Raw genomic sequence first — 16,356 nt, 5'->3', positions numbered from 1 at the left:
CCCATGGCCACCCGCTCCGCTCCGCCGAACCGCGCCCGCACCGCCCTCCTCATCGTGCTCGGTGCGGTCGTGCTCCTCGCAGCGGTCTACGCGGTGGCCGCCTTCTTCGCCTCGCGCCAGATGCCGTCGGAGGCCTCGGTGGCCGGGGTCGACATCAGCGGACAGAGCGAGGAGGACGCCGTCGCGACCCTCGAGCGCGAGCTCGCCCCCCGGGCCGAGGAAGAGTTCCGCCTGCAGGCCGACGGGATGGAGGCCGCCGTGGTCCCGGCCGACGCCGGACTCGCGTTCGACCCGCAGGCCACGATCGCGGGCATCACCGACTTCACCCTCGATCCGCGCGTCGTCGTCGAGAAGCTGTTCGGCGACCGCGTCTACGATCCGGCGATCGTCATCGACGAGGACGCGTTCACTCCCGTCGCCCGGACCGTCGCCGAGGACTTCACCGTCGACCCGGTCGACGCCGAGCTCGGATTCGAGGACGAGGAGATCGTGCTCTCCGAGGGGGAGTCCGGCACCGTCGTCACCGAGGACATGATCCGCACGACGGTCGAGGAGCAGTGGCTCCGCACCGCGGACGCGCTCGCGGTCCCGGCCGAGGAGACGGAGCCCGACATCACCACCGCGGAGGCGCAGGCCGCGGAGACCGAGATCGCGCGGCCCGCGCTGAGCGGCGACGTCGTCGTCAGCGCCGCCGAGGAGGACGAGGAGGGGCAGCCCGTGGGCGACGCCTCGGAGCTCGTCGTCTCCCCGGAGATCATCGCCGGCACGCTGAGCTTCGAACCGCACGAGAGCGAGCTGCGCCCCGTGCTCGACGCCGAGAAGCTCCGCACGGAGGTCCTCGACGCGAACCCCGAGGTGGGGTCCGAGGCGAAGGACGCGAGCTTCGAGATCGTCGACGGGAAGCCGCGTGTGGTCCCGGGCGAGAGCGGGATCTCGGTGGACGAGACCGAGCTCGCCGAGGCCGTGCTGCCCGCCCTCACCGCGGACGACCGCACCGCGTCCGTCGCCCTCAAGGAGGCGGAGCCCGAATTCACCACCGAGGAGGCGGAGAAGGCGGAGGTCGACGAGGTGATCTCCGCGTTCTCCACCCGCTACAGCTCGGAGCCGAACCGGGACACTAATCTCCGGGTCGCTTCGGAGAAGGTCTCCGGCACCGTCGTGCAGCCCGGTGAGCAGTTCAGCCTCAACGAGGCGCTCGGCCCGCGCACCGCGGGCAACGGGTACCGGCCCGCAGGCGTGATCTCCGGCGGGCAGATGAAGGAGGACTACGGCGGCGGGGTGTCCCAGGTGTCGACGACGCTGTTCAACGCCGCCTACTTCGCCGGGTTCCAGCTCGACGAGCACCAGGCGCACTCGCGCTACATCTCGCGCTACCCCGAGGGGCGGGAGACCACCCTCGACTACTCCTCGATCGACCTCAGGTTCACCAACGACAGCGACACGCCCGTCGTGCTCGACATGTACCTGGCCGGGGGAGAGGTCCACGCCCGGGTGTTCGGGGTCAAGACCGTCGACGTCGAGTCCTCGTCCTCCGGACGGTTCGCCTTCACCTCGCCGTCGACGATCACCGAATCCGGTCCGCGCTGCACGCCGCAGTCCCCGCGGGAGGGCTGGTCGATCACCATCTCGCGCACGATCACCGACCACGACTCGGGAGCGGTCGTCAAGCGCGACGAGTTCACCACCGTGTACCGGCCGGTGAACAAGGTCGTCTGCGAGTAGCGCCCCGTCCGCGCGAGCGGCGATCCGGGCTGCTCTCCGGCGATCCGGGCTCAGGACCGCAGCGCGTACCAGTAGCGGTGGTGCTCGCGCGCGCCGAGCGTCTCGAACAGTCCGAGCGAGGCGGCATTGCCCGCCTCGACCTCGGCGAGCATCGAGCGCACCCCGCGCTCCGCGGCCGCGGCCGCCGCGGCGACGACGAGGGCCCGTCCGGCGCCGCGCCGTCGGAGCCCGGGGTCGACGACGAGATTCGAGACCACCGCCCACTTCTGGGTGATCGCCAGCCGCACCGCGCCGACGAGCGTGCGCGAGCCGTCGGGGTGGGTCGCCAGCGCGGAGTAGAAGCGATGCTGCTCCGGCGAGGTGAGGAGCGCGGCGAAGGCCTCGTGGCTGTCGGAGCCGACCGGGTGGCCCCACGCGGTGTAATGGACCGGATGCGCCTCCTCGCTCTCGACGATCTCGAGCCCCGGCAGGGCGGCCGCAATCGCCCGTTCGATCCCGCCGGCGACCTCCCGGGTCGCTGCGGTGAGGGCGAGGGTGGCCCCGGACGGGGCGAAGCCCGCCGGGCGCAGCAGCGGTCCGAACTCCGCGCACTGCTCGGCGAGCTCGGTGCCGCCGGCCGCGGAGTAGATCTGGAGGCGCGGAGGCAGGCCGCGCTGCTCGTACCAGCGGGAGACGAGCTCGAGGGTCTGCTCGGGCGGCAGATCGGTGCGGCCGAGCGGGATCGCCGAGCTGCCGCGCTGGGAGACGCCGCCGGAGGACCGGAGCAGCACCCCGGTCTGGGCGAGCGGCACCTCGGCCCCCGCGCCGCCGGCCTCGTGGCGGAGATTCTCCGCGTTGAGCCAGGCGACGTCGGGCGGGAGCCACACGTGTGCGCTGATCCGGCGCAGGTCGAGCGGCGACACGATCTCGTGGAGGCGGCCCGAGCGCTGCGGGGCGGGAGGCACCTCGTGGACGAGGAGGATGTCGGCGGTGGGGATCGTCGTCTCCCCGCGCCGGGTGTCGACGGTGACGGAGTCGTCGTCGGCCCGCACCACGGTGCCGAGCGCGTCGGTCGGCTGCGCACCGGAGCGGTACCGGATGACGACGCGCATGCCGGGGCGGGGAGCGAGCATGTGTGACCTCTGCGACTCGGGGATTCGATCGGCTCCCAGCCTATAAGGGAGTAGGCTGGATGGAGCGCATACCGGCCCGTTCGGTCATGCCCCCGCCGCCGTTCGATGAGGAGACAAGCCCGTGACGTACGTCATCGCCCAGCCCTGCGTGGATCTCAAGGACAAGGCCTGTATCGATGAGTGCCCGGTCGACTGCATCTACGAGGGCGAGCGGTCGCTCTACATCCACCCCGACGAGTGCGTCGACTGCGGCGCCTGCGAGCCGGTGTGCCCGGTCGAGGCGATCTACTACGAGGACGACGTCCCGGAGCAGTGGGCGGAGTACTACACGGCCAATGTCGCGTTCTTCGACGACATCGGCTCGCCCGGCGGCGCCGCGAAGCTCGGCAACACCGGCAAGGACCATCCGATCATCGCGGCCCTGCCTCCGCAGCAGTGAGCCGGGACCGAGGAGCGACACGGTGAACTACGGACTCGATCTGCCCGACTACCCCTGGGACACCCTCGCGCCCTACCGCGCCCGGGCCGCCGAGCATCCCGACGGGGTGTGCGATCTGTCGATCGGGACGCCCGTCGACCCGACCCCGGAGGTCATCCGCGAGGCACTCGCCGCCGGGGCCGACTCCCACGGCTACCCGCAGACCGCCGGCACCCCGGAGCTGCGCGCGGCGATCGCCGGCTGGTACTCCCACTGGCACGGCATCGAGCTCGATCCGGAGACCTCGGTCATGCCGACGATCGGCTCGAAGGAGCTCGTCGCCTGGCTGCCGACCCTGCTCGGACTGCGGCAGCGGGGCCTGCGCGTCGCGTGCCCGGCCGCGTCCTATCCGACCTACGAGATGGGCGCCACGCTCGCCGGCGTCGAGTGCGTGCGCATCGACGCCGCCGATGTCGTGAGCGGTGACGCCTCGCTCGAGGGCGTCGGCCTCCTGTGGCTCAACACCCCGGGCAACCCGAACGGCGAGGTGCTCGATCGGACCGTGCTCGCCGCGGTCGCCGAGCGCGCCCGCGCGGCCGGGACGATCGTCGCCTCCGACGAGTGCTATGCGCTGCTCAACTGGAACGGCGCGGAGGCCACGCCCTCGATCCTCGATCCCGCGGTGACCGGGGGCGACCCCACCGGCCTGCTGTCGGTGTATTCGATGTCCAAGCAGTCGAACCTCGCGGGCTACCGCGCGGCGTTCACCGCCGGGGACCCGGTGCTCGTCGGCGACCTGACGAACTCGCGCAAGCACGCGGGGATGATCGTGCCCGGTCCCGTGCAGACGGCGATGATCGCCGGTCTCACCGACACCGCCCACGTCGAGGAGCAGAAGGAGCGCTACCGGGCACGCCGGGCCGAGCTCCTCCCGGCGGTCGAGGCGTTCGGGCTGCGGGTCGATCACTCCGATGCCGGCCTCTACCTGTGGTGCACGCGCGGTGAGGACTGCTGGGACACCCTCGGCGCGCTCGCCGAGCGCGGCATCGTCGCCGGACCCGGCGCCTTCTACGGAGACGCCGCCCGGCAGCACGTGCGGATCGCCCTCACCGCCTCGGACGAGCGGATCGCGGCCGCCGCTGCGCGCCTGCGCGGAGCCTGATCCGCACGAGCCGCCGGGCGGGCGCTCCCCGGCGCCCGCGCCTCGGGCACGGCGCTGCCCACAGGGTGGGCGCGATTTTCGCTCAGGCGGGGGAGTCGGTAATCTCTACGATGACTGTGAAACAACGCTCAGGATTCTCCTGAGCTGACACCAGAGGAGTGGATATGGCCGAGGATGCAGTGCTGCGCGTCGATGACACGGAGCTCTCCCTCCCCGCAGTGCCGGGGACCGAGGGCACCGCAGGGCTGCGGATCGGATCTCTGCTCAAGGACACCGGGACCGTCACCTACGACCCCGGGTTCGCGAACACCGCCTCGACCTCCTCGGCCGTGACCTACATCGACGGCGACGAGGGCATCCTCCGCCATCGCGGGTACACCATCGAGGAGCTCGCCGAGAAGTCGACCTTCGTCGAGGTCTGCTACCTCCTCATCTACGGCGAGCTGCCCACGCAGGAGCAGCTCGACGCCTTCGACGCGCGTCTGCGCCGGCACACCATCGTCCACGAGGACCTCCGCCGCTTCTTCCAGGCCTTCCCCTACGACGCGCACCCGATGCCCATGGTGTCGGCCTCGATCATGGCGATGTCGACGTTCTACCAGGACAACCTCTCGGTGTTCGACGACGAGCAGATCGATCTCTCGACGATCCGGCTGCTCGCCAAGATGCCGACGATCGCGGCTCTCGCCCATCGCAAGGTCGTCGGCCTCCCGGTGGTCCACCCGGACAACTCGCTCAACATCGTCGAGAACTTCCTCCGGGTGAACTTCGGCTTCCCGTCCGAGCCCTATGAGGTCGACCCGCTCATGGCCAAGGCCATGGACCAGCTCTTCATCCTCCACGCCGATCACGAGCAGAACTGCTCGACCTCGACGGTGCGGATGGTCGGCTCCTCGCAGGCGAACCTCTTCCAGTCGATCTCGGCGGGCATCAATGCGCTCGCCGGCCCGCTGCACGGCGGCGCGAACTCCGCGGTCCTCGAGATGCTCGAGGAGGTCTCGCAGTCCGACGACGGCGCGCAGAAGTTCATGGAGCGGGTGAAGAACAAGGAGCAGGGCGTCCGGCTCATGGGCTTCGGCCACCGCGTCTACAAGAACTACGATCCGCGCGCGGCGATCGTCAAGAAGACCGCGCACGAGATCATCGAGCGGACCGGTTCGGACGAGATGCTCGACCTCGCGATGAGCCTCGAGGAGATCGCTCTCGCCGACGACTACTTCGTCGAGCGCAGCCTCTACCCGAACGTCGACTTCTACACCGGCCTGATCTACAAGGCGATGGGCTTCCCGACGAACATGTTCACCGTGCTGTTCGCGGTGGGTCGCCTGCCGGGCTGGATCGCCCAGTGGCGCGAGATGATCAAGGACCCGGAGACGAAGATCGGCCGCCCGCGCCAGATCTACACCGGCGAGCCCGAGCGGAAGTACGTGCCGATCGCCGACCGCTGATCCTCCCCACACACACTGCAAAATCCGAAGGTTCCTGTGAAGGAAACCTTCGGATTTTGCAGTCTCACGGGGAACGCCCGGGGTGTTTGAGGTGCGCCAACAGGAGCCGAGGATCTCCGTAGTGCGCTGACGAACACCGGCCGACGTGCCCGAGGCGTCCGCAGGATCCCCGAGGTGCGCGGCGCATCTTGTGAGATTGCGAAATCCTGCGGTTCCGTTCTCAGGAACCGCAGGATTTTGCAGTGTGTGGGGGAGGGGAGTGAGGGCTCAGTGGAGGTCGGGGTTGAGCGTGATGCCCTTCGCGGTGCGTGCGATCGCCTCGACGGCGCCGGTGGCCGAGTTGCGACGGAACAGCACGTTGTCCGCCCCGTCGAGCTCCCGCGCCTTGACCGTGCGTCCGCCCTCGTCGACCAGGGAGACGAGCGAGCCCGCGGTGAGGTAGAGCCCGGCCTCGACGATGCAGTCGTCGCCGATGGAGATCCCGATGCCGGAGTTCGCCCCCAGCAGCGTGCCGGAGCCCACCGAGATCCGGTGCTCGTTGCCGCCGGACAGGGTGCCCATCGTCGAGGACCCGCCGCCGATGTCGGAGCCGTCGCCGACGACGACGCCCTGGGAGATCCGGCCCTCGACCATCGCCTGGCCCAGTGTGCCGGCGTTGAAGTTGACGAAGCCCTCGTGCATGACCACGGTGCCGGGTGCCAGGTGGGCGCCGAGGCGCACGCGGTCGGCGTCGGCGATCCGCACCCCGCTGGGCACGACGAAGTCGGTCATCCGCGGGAACTTGTCCACCCCGTAGACGCTCACGTGGCCGCGCGCGGTGAGCTTGGCGCGGGTGAGCTCGAAGTCCTCGACGGCACAGGGGCCGTGCGAGGTCCACACGACGTTCGCGAGCTTCCCGAACAGTCCGTCGAGATCGACCTCGTTGGGGGCGATGAGGCGGTGGGAGAGCGCGTGGAGCCGCAGGTAGCCGTCGGCGGCGTCGGCCGGGGCGGCATCGAGGTCGATCGTGCGCTGCACGACCTCGGTCCGGGTGCCGCGCAACTCATCGGTGCCGACGAGCGCGTCGAGACCGGCGGTCGCCACTCCGGCGGCCGCGTGCTCGTCGGCCTGCTGGGAATCATCGAACAGGGCGGGGGTCGGGTACCAGACGCTGAGCACGGTGTCGCCGTGCACGGTGGCCACTCCGGCGGAGGATACGAATCGTTGAGTCATGCGTCCCAGCCTACTGCGCCGTCCCGCGCGGCCGGTACTAGGCTGGGAGCCATGAGCAGTGATCCGCACGACGCCGCGCCCGCCGCCGACGCCGCGCACCTCATCGCCGCCCTCGGCGACCCCGTCGAACTCACCGCCCGGCTGTGCGACATCCCCTCGGTCTCCGGCGACGAGACCCGCCTGGCGGACGCCGTCGCCGAGGTGCTCGCCCACATCTCCGCCGGCCCCGGGCCGGACCTCGACATCCGGCGCGACGGGGACACGATCGTCGCCGCCACGCGCCTCGGCCTGCCCGAGCGCGTCCTCGTCGCCGGCCACCTCGACACCGTGCCGATCGAGGACAACCTCCCGAGCGAGCGCCGCACCCTCGATGGAGCGGAGGTCGTGTGGGGCCGCGGGGCCTGCGATATGAAGGCCGGGGTCGCGATGCAGCTCGCGACGGCCGCCGCGCTGCGCAGCCCGACCCGGAACGTCACCTGGATCTTCTACGACCACGAGGAGGTCGAGGCGGAGCTCAACGGGCTCGGCCGGGTGGCCCGCGCCCACCCCGACTGGCTCGCCGGAGACTTCGCGATCCTCGGGGAGCCGAGCAACGCCGGGATCGAGGGCGGCTGCAACGGCACCATCCGCGTCGAGGTCACGACCGACGGGGTCCGCGCCCACTCGGCACGGGCCTTCACCGGCGTCAACGCGATCCACCGCGCCGCCGACGTGCTCACGCGGCTCGCCGAGCACACCGCCGAGACCGTGCGCGTCGACGGACTCGACTACCGCGAATCGCTCTCCGCGGTGGGCATCCGCGGGGGAGTGGCCGGCAACGTCATCCCCGACGAGTGCGTCGTCGTCGTCAACTACCGCTTCGCCCCGGCGAAGAGCCCCGCCGAGGCCGAGGAGTTCCTCACCGCGTTCTTCGCCCCGTACCCGGTCCGCGTCACCGACTGCTCCGCCGGTGCCCGGCCGGGCCTCGACCGGCCCGCCGCGCAGGCCTTCCTCGCCGCGATCGGCGGCGAGCCCGCGCCCAAGCTCGGCTGGACCGACGTCGCACGCTTCTCCGAGCTCGGCATCCCGGCGGTGAACTTCGGTCCCGGCAGCGCGCTGTTCGCCCATCGCGCCGACGAGCACGTCCCGTGCTCCGAGGTCGTGTCCGCGACCGCCGACCTCCTCCGCTTCCTCGACCCCGCACAGCGCCTCACCCCACAGGAGACCCCGCTCGCATGACCCCCGACTCCCCGATCTACAACAAGGGCCCGCTGCACCTGCGCCGCGCCCACGTCCCGCGGACCACCACCGACCAGCGCCTCCTCGAGGGCGGCGGACGCTCCGACTGGGTGCATCAGGACCCGTGGCGCGTGCTGCGGATCCAGGCGGAGTTCGTCGAGGGATTCGGCTCGCTCGCCGAGATCGGCCCCGCGGTGTCGGTGTTCGGCTCGGCCCGCCTGGCCGACGGCACACCCGAGTACGCCCTCGCCCGCGAGGTCGCCGCCGAGCTCGCGCGCGCCGGCTACGCCGTCATCACCGGCGGCGGTCCCGGCATCATGGAGGCGGGCAACCGTGGTGCGGTCGAGGCCTCCGGCTCCTCGGTGGGCCTCGGGATCGAGCTCCCGTTCGAGTCCGGGCTCAACAGCTACGTCGACCTCGGGATCAACTTCCGGTACTTCTTCGTCCGCAAGACGATGTTCCTCAAGTACTCCCAGGGCTTCATCGTGCTGCCCGGCGGCTTCGGCACGCTCGACGAGCTCTTCGAGGCGCTCACCATGGTCCAGACGAAGAAGCTCTCCCGGTTCCCCATCGTCCTCATGGGCACCGAGTTCTGGGGCGGGCTCGCCGACTGGATCCGCGGGACGCTCGTCGGGGCGGGCACGATCTCGCCCGAGGACATCGACCTCCTCAAGCTCACCGACTCGCCCACCGAGGCGGTGGAGTTCATCACCGGGGAGGACACCTCCGACTCCGTCGCCGAGGCGCCCGGCCCGGTGCCGCCGGGCACCGTGGTGTCCGGCCACACCGCGACCGACGCGACCGCCGAGCGCCCCGCCGCAGGAGAGGGTACGGGCAAGGTCGACTTCTCTGCCGCCGACGCCTGGTGAGGGCCGGCGTCCGCCGGGCGCGGGAGCGTCCGCTGCTCCGCCCGGGCGGCTCCGCGGTCCGCGGACCCCGGTGTGAGACCATGGGCGCATGCCAGTGTGGATCGTTCTCGGAGTCTGTGCCGCAGTCTTCTTCATGGCCGTCGCCGTCGCGGGTGCCTTCAACCTGTTCGACGGCGGGATGCCCGCCGAGGGCGACCAGCGTCCCCGGCGCCTGCTCCGGTCCGACTTCACCGTCGACGATCTCTCCCGCGTCGCCTTCAGCCCCGCCGTGCGCGGCTACCGGATGGACGAGGTCGACGCGGTGATGAGCGAGATGAGCCATCGCATCCGTCTCCAGGAGGACCGCATCGCCGTCCTCGAGAGCCGACTGCCCGCAGCCGACGGATGAGCGCGGCCGCCCCGCGCCGCGAGCCCGCCGCCGACCCCTCCCCCCGTTCTGTTCGATCCCGCCCGCCCGCAGCGCTGGGCGCGGGAGATCCTCACGCTGCCGGTGTGGCTCCAGGCCCTCGCGGTCTACCTCGCCTCGCGCATCGTCAGCATCGGCATCATGGCCGCGGTGGTGCGCCGCCAGCCGCTGTCCCCGTGGTCGTCCGGACCGACGACCACCCTCAACGACTTCCTCAACTTCTGGGACGCCGACTGGTACCGCCGGATCGCGGTGGACGGATACCCCGACGTCCTCCCGCTCACCTCCGCCGGCACGGTGGGGGAGAACGCCTGGGCGTTCTATCCGCTCCACCCGTGGATCGTCCGCGACATCTCCCGCCTCACCGGTGTCGACTACCAGGTCGTGTCGCCGCTCGTGTCGATGCTGTGCGCCGCGGGCGCCGCGATCGTCGTCCTCCATCTGTTCCGCCGCCGCACCACGCCCGGGCGAGCGCTGTTCGGCCTCGCCGTGCTCTTCTTCTTCCCCGCCTCGGCGGTCTTCAGCACCGGGTACGCGGAGTCGCTCACGCTCCTCCTCCAGGCGCTCGCCCTGCTGCTCGTCATTGAGCGGCGCTACCTCGTGGCGATCCCGGTCGTCGCGCTCATGGATCTCTCGCGACCGATCGGGGTGGCGTTCGCGTTCTTCATGCTCGTCCACCTCATCGACCGCTTCGTACGCCGACGCACGATCCCGTACCCGGCCGGCGAGGTCGTCCGCTCGTGGACGCTCGGCGTGCTCAGCTGCGCGGCCGCACTCGTCCACCCGGCCCACGCCTGGATCCGCACCGGTTCGCTCACCGCCTACACCGACACCGAGGCGGCGTGGAGCGGCGGGCACTCGTCCGTCATCGTCCAGTGGTTCGCCCGCGGGAACGATCTCGTCGGCCCGTTCGGCCCGGTCCTCCTGTTCGCGACGATCGCGCTCATGCTCGCGCTCATCTACTCGCCGGCCGGCCGCCAGATGGGCCGTACGCTCCAGCACTTCTGCCTGGCGTACGGGATCTACATCCTCCTGTTCTTCAACCCGCAGACCTCGACGCTGCGCCTGCTCCTGCCGCTCTTCCCGATCGCGCTGTCGCTCGCGTACCACCGGGCCTGGTCGTACCGGATCGTGCTGCTCGCGAGCTTCGTCATGCTCCAGATCATCTGGGTGGGATTCCTCTGGCACTTCACCCCGCCGGCCGATCTCCCGCCGTGATCGCCCGTGCGGTTCCGCACCGGTTCTTCCGCCTCCGGCGCAGAATGGTGGATAATCGACAGTGACACACTCGGGAATGGAAGGAAGACTCTTCATGGCAGCTCAGAAACCGCGCACCGGTGACGGACCCCTCGAAGTGACCAAGGAAGGTCGCGGCTACGTCGTCCGCCTGCCCGTCGAGGGCGGCGGCCGTCTCGTCATCGAGGTGAGCAGGGACGAGGCCACGAATCTTCAGGACACCCTGGCCGAGGCGCTCGCCCAGTGAGCTGAGCACCGGTGCCCGGAGGGGAGGGAGATCGCTGATCTCCCTCCCCTCCGTCGTCCCCGGCTCAGATCCGGGTGAGGACGAGGAGACCGTCGTCGACGGGGAGGAGCAGGCGCTCGACGTCGGTGCGCTCGGCGACCGAATCGAGCATCCGGCGCACCACCTGGGTGCGCGGGGCGCGGTTCGCCGGCTTCGCCACCGCGCCGCCGAGCAGGGCGTTGTTGATGACGAGGAGGCCGCCGGGGGACAGCCGCTCGATCGCGAGCGGCACGAGCCGGTCGTAGGTCAGGGGTTCGGCGTCGAGGAGGACGAGGTCGTAGGCACCGGCTGCGAGGCGCGCGAGGGCGTCCTCGCCGCGGCCCTGGATCATCCGCACCCGGTGCGGGCGGATCCGGGCGACGCCGATGAGGTCGCGCGCCACCGCCTGCTTGTCGGAGTCGATGTCGATGCTCGTGAGGATCCCCGCGGCGGGCATGCCGCGCAGGAGCGCGAGGGTCGAGACGCCGGTGCCGGTGCCGACCTCGATCGCGCTCGCGGGCCGGGCGAGCCGGGCGAGCAGGGTGAGCGTCCCGGCCGTCGTCGTCGACACCGGGATCGTCGCGTACTCGGCGGAGATCGTGCGCGCGGCGTCCATCACCGGGTCCGAGGGGTTGAACCGGTCGGCGTAGTGGGCGTCGATCGCCCGGTCGTGCGCCATCGGCGGCTCCTCTCTGCGTGTCCGGTGCGGGGTGCCCGTGCGCCGGCGGCGCGTGCGGGACGGCGGTCGCCAGTCTAACCCGGTTCTCCGGGTCGCCGGAGATCCCGGGTCGCCGACTCCCATGCGGCTCGCAGCCGGTGCTCGTCGACCCCCGCCTCGGCGATGCGGGCCCGCCCCGCGGCGTGCGGGATCTCCTCCGCGTCCCAGTGCGCCTCGGCCCGCCGCGTGATGCCCGCGGGAAGCGCCCCGCGCACGTTGGTCACCCGCCACCACGGGACGAACGCGCCGTGCACGGCCATCACCCGGCCGACGAGGCGGGCCGAGGTTCCCGTCACCCGCGCGATCGCCCCGTACGAGGTGACCCGGCCGGGCGGAACGCACTCCGCGGCGCGGAGCACGAGCTCGATCGTGCGCTCGTCCATACGCGGATTCTGTCACAGGCCCGCTGATAGGATGGCGCACATGTTCGGCATCAATGGCACCGAGATGATCATCCTCATCGTCGTGGTGCTCCTCGTCGTCGGACCCAAGCGCCTGCCCGAGTACGCGCAGCAGCTGCGCGATCTCGTCAAGACCGTCAAGCGCCGGGCCGATGAGGCGAAGGCCGACGTCAAGCGCGACCTCGGGGACGACTTCTCCGACGTCGACTGGCGCAAGCTCGATCCCCGGCAGTACGACCCGCGCCGCATCGTCCGCGAGGCCCTCATGGAGGAGGAGGCGGACACCCGCGCCCGGCAGTTCTCCGCCGGAGCCGCCGCAGTCGCCGGGGCCGGGGCCGCAGGGGCCGTCGGCGCCGCGCCCACCGCGCAGGCAGGGCCGCTCGAGCGGTTCCAGGAGCAGGCGGGTCTGCGCGACCGCACGGTCGCGGCGCCCTTCGATCCCGAGGCGACCTGAGCGCCGCCTGACCGTATCGCGATCGGACCGGACCCGTACTGCGGCCGATCCCGGCCGGACGTTCTGCGACCGGGACCGGTGAGGACGATCAGACCGGGGACAGGCCGAGAGAGCGCCCTGCGAGACCGCGGGAGCGGGACGTCAGCTGGGCGGCGATCGATCGCAGCGCCACCGAGGCCGGGGCGTCCGGCGAGGCGAGCACGGCCGGGCGGCCGGCATCGGCGCCCGAGCGCACCTCGGTGTCGAGCGGGATCCGTCCGAGCAGCGGCACGCGCGCGCCGACGGTCCGCGTGAGGTTCTCCGCGACCTGCTCTCCGCCGCCGGAGCCGAACACGTCCATCCGCGAGCCGTCGGGCAGCTCGAGCCACGACATGTTCTCGATGACGCCGGCGACCCGCTGACGGGTCTGCACCGCGACCGCCCCGGCGCGCTCGGCGACCTGCGCGGCCGCCTGCTGCGGGGTGGTGACGACGATGAGCTCCGAACCGGGCAGGAGCTGGGCGACGGAGATCGCGATGTCGCCGGTGCCCGGGGGCAGGTCGAGGAGGAGGACGTCGAGATCGCCCCAGAACACGTCGGTGAGGAACTGCTGGAGCGCCCGGTGGAGCATCGGTCCGCGCCACACCACCGGCTGGTTCGGCGGGACGAACATCCCGATGCTCATGACCTTCACGTCATGGGCGACCTGCGGGATGATCATGTCGTCGACGCGCGTGGGGTTGCCGGAGACCCCGAGCATGCCGGGGATCGAGAAGCCGTAGATGTCCGCATCGACGACCCCCACCCGCAGACCGGAGGCGGCCATCGAGGCCGCGAGGTTCGCCGTCACCGAGGACTTGCCGACGCCGCCCTTGCCGGAGGCGATCGCGTAGATCCGGGTGAGCGAGCCGGGTGCGTTGAACGGAATCTCGCGCGACTGGCCGGCGCCCTGGAGCTTCTCACGCATGGCCTGACGCTGCTCGGGCGTCATCACGCCGAGCCTGACGGTGACCCCGCTGACCCCGTCGAGGGCCCCGACGGCGTTCTCGGTGTCGCGGGTGATGGTGTCCTTGAGCGGACAGCCGGCGACGGTGAGGAGCACGGTCACGGTGACGTGGCCGGCATCGTCGATCTCGACGTCGTCGACCATGTCGAGCTCGACGATGTTGCGCTTGATCTCCGGGTCGAGCACGGTCTCGAGCGCACTGCGGATCTGGTCCAGGGTGGGTGCTGGCATCGGGATGCTAGACGTCCTCTCGGTTCTCGGGTGCGGTCTGTACGGCGTCGCGGGCGGCCTGCGCCGCGGTGGCCTGGGCGGTCGCCTGCGCCTTCTTGACCGCCTTCTTCACGGCGACCTTCTTCACCGCCCGGAGCTCCTCGGCGTGCTCCGCGCGGCGCTCGGCCGCCCGCGTCTCCTCCATCTCCTCGAGGAGGTTGCGCAGCTCGGAGCGGATGAAGTCGCGGGTGGCGACCTCGCGCAGGGCGATCCGGAGGCTGGCGACCTCACGGGTGAGGAACTCGGTGTCGGCGAGATTGCGCTCGGCGCGCTGCCGGTCGTTCTCGAACTCCACCCGGTCGCGGTCGGCGCTGCGGTTCTCCGCGAGCAGGATGAGCGGTGCGGCGTAGGACGCCTGGAGCGACAGGATGAGGGTGAGCAGGGTGAAGTTGAGCGCTCGGGGGTCGAACTGGAGCGGCTCGGGCATGAGCGTGTTCCAGGCGAGCCAGACGAAGCAGAACACCGTCATCCCGATGAGGAACTGCGGCGTGCCCATGAAGCGGGCGAACGCCTCGGACGCCTTCCCGAACGATTCCGGGGAGACGCCGATCGACGGCAGCCGGCGCCGCTTGGCGCGCGGTTCGTCGAGCGAGTCGTCGTCGGTCCTGCTCACCGCGTCCCCTCCTTGATCTCGTCGTCGGCCGCCGCAGCGGCGATGTCGTCATCGGGCGCACGGCGCCAGTCCTCGGGCAGGAGCTTGTCGAGCACGTCGTCGACGGTGACCACCCCCACGAGGTGATCGTTCTCGTCGGCGATCGGGATCGACACCAGATTGTACGCCGCGAGGATGCGCGTGACGTCCCCGAGCGCGGCGTCCGTGCCGAGCGGCTCGACCTCGTCGTCGAGGATCGTCCCGACCGCCACGTGCGGCGGTTCGCGGAGCAGCGCCTGGATGTGGACGAGCCCGAGGTACTTCCCGGTGGGCGGCTCGAGCGGCTGGCGGCACACGAAGACCGCCGCCGCGAGCGCGGGATCGAGGTCCTCGCGCCGGACGTGGGCGAGCGCTTCGGCCACCGTGGTCTCCGGGGCGAGGATGACCGGCTCGGTCGTCATCAGACCGCCGGCGGTGTCCTCGTCGTAGGACAGCAGCGTGCGGACGTCCTTCGCCTCCTCGGGCTCCATCGCGGCGAGCAGCACCTCGGCCTGCTCGTCGGAGAGCTCGCCGAGGAGGTCGGCGGCATCGTCGGGGTCCATCGCCTCGAGGACGTCGGCGGCGCGGTCCATGCCGAGCATCGACACGATCTCGATGCTCGTCTCCTCGGGCAGCTCCTCGAGGACGTCGGCGAGGCGCTCGTCGTCGAGCTCGCGCGCCACCTCGAGGCGGCGCTTGGGGGTGAGCTCGCGGAGCACGTCGGCGAGGTCGGCGGGCTTGGTGTCCTGATAGGCGGCGATGAGCTGGGTCGCCTCCTGGTCCACCGCGGAGTCGACCGGGTGGTCGACGTCGGTCCAGTCGACCTGCAGGGTCTCCCCGCGCCGGCGGAATCCGAAGGCCCCGGGGCGGTCGACCACGCGCCGGACGAACAGGCGGGTGACCTCCCATTCGCGGTTGCGCTGCCGCTCGATCGCGACGTCCTCGACCTGGACGGCCGAGCCGTCGGAGCGCAGACGCAGCTTGCGGTCGAGGAGCTCGCCGAGCACGAGGGTCTCCGAACGGCGCTGCTCGAAGCGGCGCATGTTGACGAGACCCGTGGTGATGACGGCGCCCGCGGCGATCGAGGTCACGCGGCCCATCGGGACGAACACGCGCCGCCGGCCGGGGACCTCGACGACGAGGCCGATCGCCTTGGGCTGCTGGCGCATGGTCGCGCGGTACACGATGACGAGGTCGCGGACGCGGCCCACCTGATCCCCGAGCGGGTCGAAGACCGCGGTGGACGCCAGACGGGCGACGAAGACACGATCAGCTGAACCACTCATCCCACAAGACTACGCCACGCCGATCGGCCATACTGGACCCCATGGCGAAACCACGGACCGAGCTCCCCACGGGCGAGGTGCTCGGCACCTACCGCTCCCACGACGAGGCGAACGCCGCGGTACAGCATCTCGCGCAGCACGACTTCCGGGTGTCCGCGCTCGCGATCGTCGGGCGGGACGTCCGCATCGTCGAGGAGGTCACCGGAATACTCACCTGGGCGGCCGCGGCCGGGCGCGGAGCGCTCACCGGGGCATGGCTGGGACTGTTCGTCGGACTCCTCCTCGCGCTGTTCGGCGGCGACGAATCGCTGACCTCCGGCGCGCTCCTGCCCGGCATCGTCATCGGCGTGGGATTCGGCATGCTCTGGGGCATCGTCCTCAAGGCCGCGGGCCGGAAGAGGTCCTCGGTCATCACGCGGCCGCAGGTCATGGCCGGCAGCTACGAGATCGTGTGCCCGCCCGCCGTGGCCGACGAGGCCCGCGCCATCCTCGCCCGCCGCTGAGTCGGGACGCCCTCGCTCGGTGCGGGCAGCCGGTCGCGCC

General features: G+C 71.3%; 18 protein-coding genes. 11 read left to right on the top strand and 7 right to left on the bottom strand.

All coding sequences use genetic code 11. The annotated features are described in order from the left end of the window. The first annotated feature begins 3 nt into the window (after positions 1-3). Positions 4-1,722, top strand: coding sequence for a VanW family protein (locus C1A17_RS03900; RefSeq protein ID WP_101650903.1), 1,719 nt, complete (start codon positions 4-6; stop codon positions 1,720-1,722). A gap of 50 nt (positions 1,723-1,772) precedes the next feature. Here the strand turns inward: C1A17_RS03900 and C1A17_RS03895 are convergent, their stop codons facing one another. Next, on the bottom strand, positions 1,773-2,834 hold the full coding sequence (locus C1A17_RS03895) for a GNAT family N-acetyltransferase (RefSeq protein WP_101650899.1): 1,062 nt from the start codon (positions 2,832-2,834) through the stop codon (positions 1,773-1,775). Between the two features lie 121 nt (positions 2,835-2,955). On the opposite strand from C1A17_RS03895, the gene fdxA reads away from it, so the two are divergent. The 3 genes from fdxA to C1A17_RS03880 all read left to right on the top strand — a co-directional run bounded on the left by fdxA (position 2,956) and on the right by C1A17_RS03880 (position 5,862). Continuing rightward, positions 2,956-3,273, top strand: a complete 318-nt coding sequence (gene fdxA, locus C1A17_RS03890) for a ferredoxin (protein ID WP_101650896.1) — start codon at positions 2,956-2,958, stop codon at positions 3,271-3,273. Positions 3,274-3,295: 22 nt separating this feature from the next. After that, positions 3,296-4,414 (top strand): succinyldiaminopimelate transaminase, encoded by a 1,119-nt coding sequence (gene dapC, locus C1A17_RS03885; protein WP_219618241.1) that lies wholly within the window; start codon positions 3,296-3,298, stop codon positions 4,412-4,414. Between the two features lie 164 nt (positions 4,415-4,578). Then, positions 4,579-5,862, top strand: a complete 1,284-nt coding sequence (locus C1A17_RS03880; protein ID WP_101650892.1) for a citrate synthase — start codon at positions 4,579-4,581, stop codon at positions 5,860-5,862. Between the two features lie 267 nt (positions 5,863-6,129). Here the strand turns inward: C1A17_RS03880 and dapD are convergent, their stop codons facing one another. Further along, the gene (gene dapD / locus C1A17_RS03875; protein WP_101650890.1) at positions 6,130-7,074 is read right to left on the bottom strand and encodes a 2,3,4,5-tetrahydropyridine-2,6-dicarboxylate N-succinyltransferase; all 945 of its coding nucleotides are present in this window, start codon (positions 7,072-7,074) and stop codon (positions 6,130-6,132) included. Positions 7,075-7,125: 51 nt separating this feature from the next. Here dapD and dapE point away from each other — a divergent pair, with 51 nt between their 5' ends. The 5 genes from dapE (at position 7,126) to C1A17_RS03850 (ending at position 11,050) form a co-directional block, all read left to right on the top strand. Next, positions 7,126-8,292, top strand: a complete 1,167-nt coding sequence (gene dapE / locus C1A17_RS03870) for a succinyl-diaminopimelate desuccinylase (RefSeq protein WP_101650888.1) — start codon at positions 7,126-7,128, stop codon at positions 8,290-8,292. Continuing rightward, entirely contained in the window at positions 8,289-9,161 is an 873-nt protein-coding gene (locus tag C1A17_RS03865; protein ID WP_101650886.1) for an LOG family protein, read from the top strand. The genes dapE and C1A17_RS03865 overlap by 4 nt, the downstream gene beginning before the upstream one ends. 88 nt (positions 9,162-9,249) lie before the next feature. Further along, positions 9,250-9,549, top strand: coding sequence for a DivIVA domain-containing protein (locus tag C1A17_RS03860; protein ID WP_101650881.1), 300 nt, complete (start codon positions 9,250-9,252; stop codon positions 9,547-9,549). A gap of 102 nt (positions 9,550-9,651) precedes the next feature. Next, the gene (locus tag C1A17_RS03855; protein WP_180953202.1) at positions 9,652-10,785 is read left to right on the top strand and encodes a hypothetical protein; all 1,134 of its coding nucleotides are present in this window, start codon (positions 9,652-9,654) and stop codon (positions 10,783-10,785) included. Between the two features lie 94 nt (positions 10,786-10,879). After that, the gene (locus tag C1A17_RS03850; protein ID WP_101650879.1) at positions 10,880-11,050 is read left to right on the top strand and encodes a DUF3117 domain-containing protein; all 171 of its coding nucleotides are present in this window, start codon (positions 10,880-10,882) and stop codon (positions 11,048-11,050) included. 64 nt (positions 11,051-11,114) lie between these two features. On the opposite strand, the gene C1A17_RS03845 is transcribed toward C1A17_RS03850, so the two are convergent. Both C1A17_RS03845 and C1A17_RS03840 read right to left on the bottom strand, forming a co-directional pair. Then, complete coding sequence (locus tag C1A17_RS03845; RefSeq protein WP_101650875.1) at positions 11,115-11,747, bottom strand: O-methyltransferase; 633 nt, start codon at positions 11,745-11,747, stop codon at positions 11,115-11,117. A gap of 74 nt (positions 11,748-11,821) precedes the next feature. Next, positions 11,822-12,169: an MGMT family protein gene (locus C1A17_RS03840; protein WP_101650873.1), complete on the bottom strand. Its 348-nt coding sequence runs from the start codon at positions 12,167-12,169 to the stop codon at positions 11,822-11,824. Positions 12,170-12,209: 40 nt separating this feature from the next. Here C1A17_RS03840 and C1A17_RS03835 point away from each other — a divergent pair, with 40 nt between their 5' ends. Next, positions 12,210-12,641: a twin-arginine translocase TatA/TatE family subunit gene (locus C1A17_RS03835; protein ID WP_101650871.1), complete on the top strand. Its 432-nt coding sequence runs from the start codon at positions 12,210-12,212 to the stop codon at positions 12,639-12,641. A gap of 88 nt (positions 12,642-12,729) precedes the next feature. Here C1A17_RS03835 and C1A17_RS03830 read toward each other — a convergent pair whose 3' ends face one another. Genes C1A17_RS03830 through C1A17_RS03820 form a run of 3 tightly spaced genes read right to left on the bottom strand, consistent with a single transcriptional unit; the run spans position 12,730 to position 15,813 of the window. Beyond that, entirely contained in the window at positions 12,730-13,857 is a 1,128-nt protein-coding gene (locus tag C1A17_RS03830; RefSeq protein WP_101650869.1) for an Mrp/NBP35 family ATP-binding protein, read from the bottom strand. Between the two features lie 7 nt (positions 13,858-13,864). Beyond that, on the bottom strand, positions 13,865-14,509 hold the full coding sequence (locus tag C1A17_RS03825) for a DUF1003 domain-containing protein (RefSeq protein ID WP_101650867.1): 645 nt from the start codon (positions 14,507-14,509) through the stop codon (positions 13,865-13,867). Then, positions 14,506-15,813: a magnesium transporter MgtE N-terminal domain-containing protein gene (locus C1A17_RS03820; protein WP_101650865.1), complete on the bottom strand. Its 1,308-nt coding sequence runs from the start codon at positions 15,811-15,813 to the stop codon at positions 14,506-14,508. Before C1A17_RS03820 ends, C1A17_RS03825 begins: the two co-directional genes overlap by 4 nt. 41 nt (positions 15,814-15,854) lie before the next feature. Between C1A17_RS03820 and C1A17_RS03815 the strand changes: the two genes are divergently transcribed. After that, complete coding sequence (locus tag C1A17_RS03815; protein ID WP_101650863.1) at positions 15,855-16,316, top strand: YflT domain-containing protein; 462 nt, start codon at positions 15,855-15,857, stop codon at positions 16,314-16,316. Positions 16,317-16,356: the final 40 nt, after the last annotated feature.

Origin of the sequence: Brevibacterium ihuae, assembly GCF_900184225.1 — a bacterium.
Taxonomy (GTDB): domain Bacteria; phylum Actinomycetota; class Actinomycetes; order Actinomycetales; family Brevibacteriaceae; genus Brevibacterium; species Brevibacterium ihuae.
This window is presented reverse-complemented; position numbering and strand designations above follow the sequence as displayed.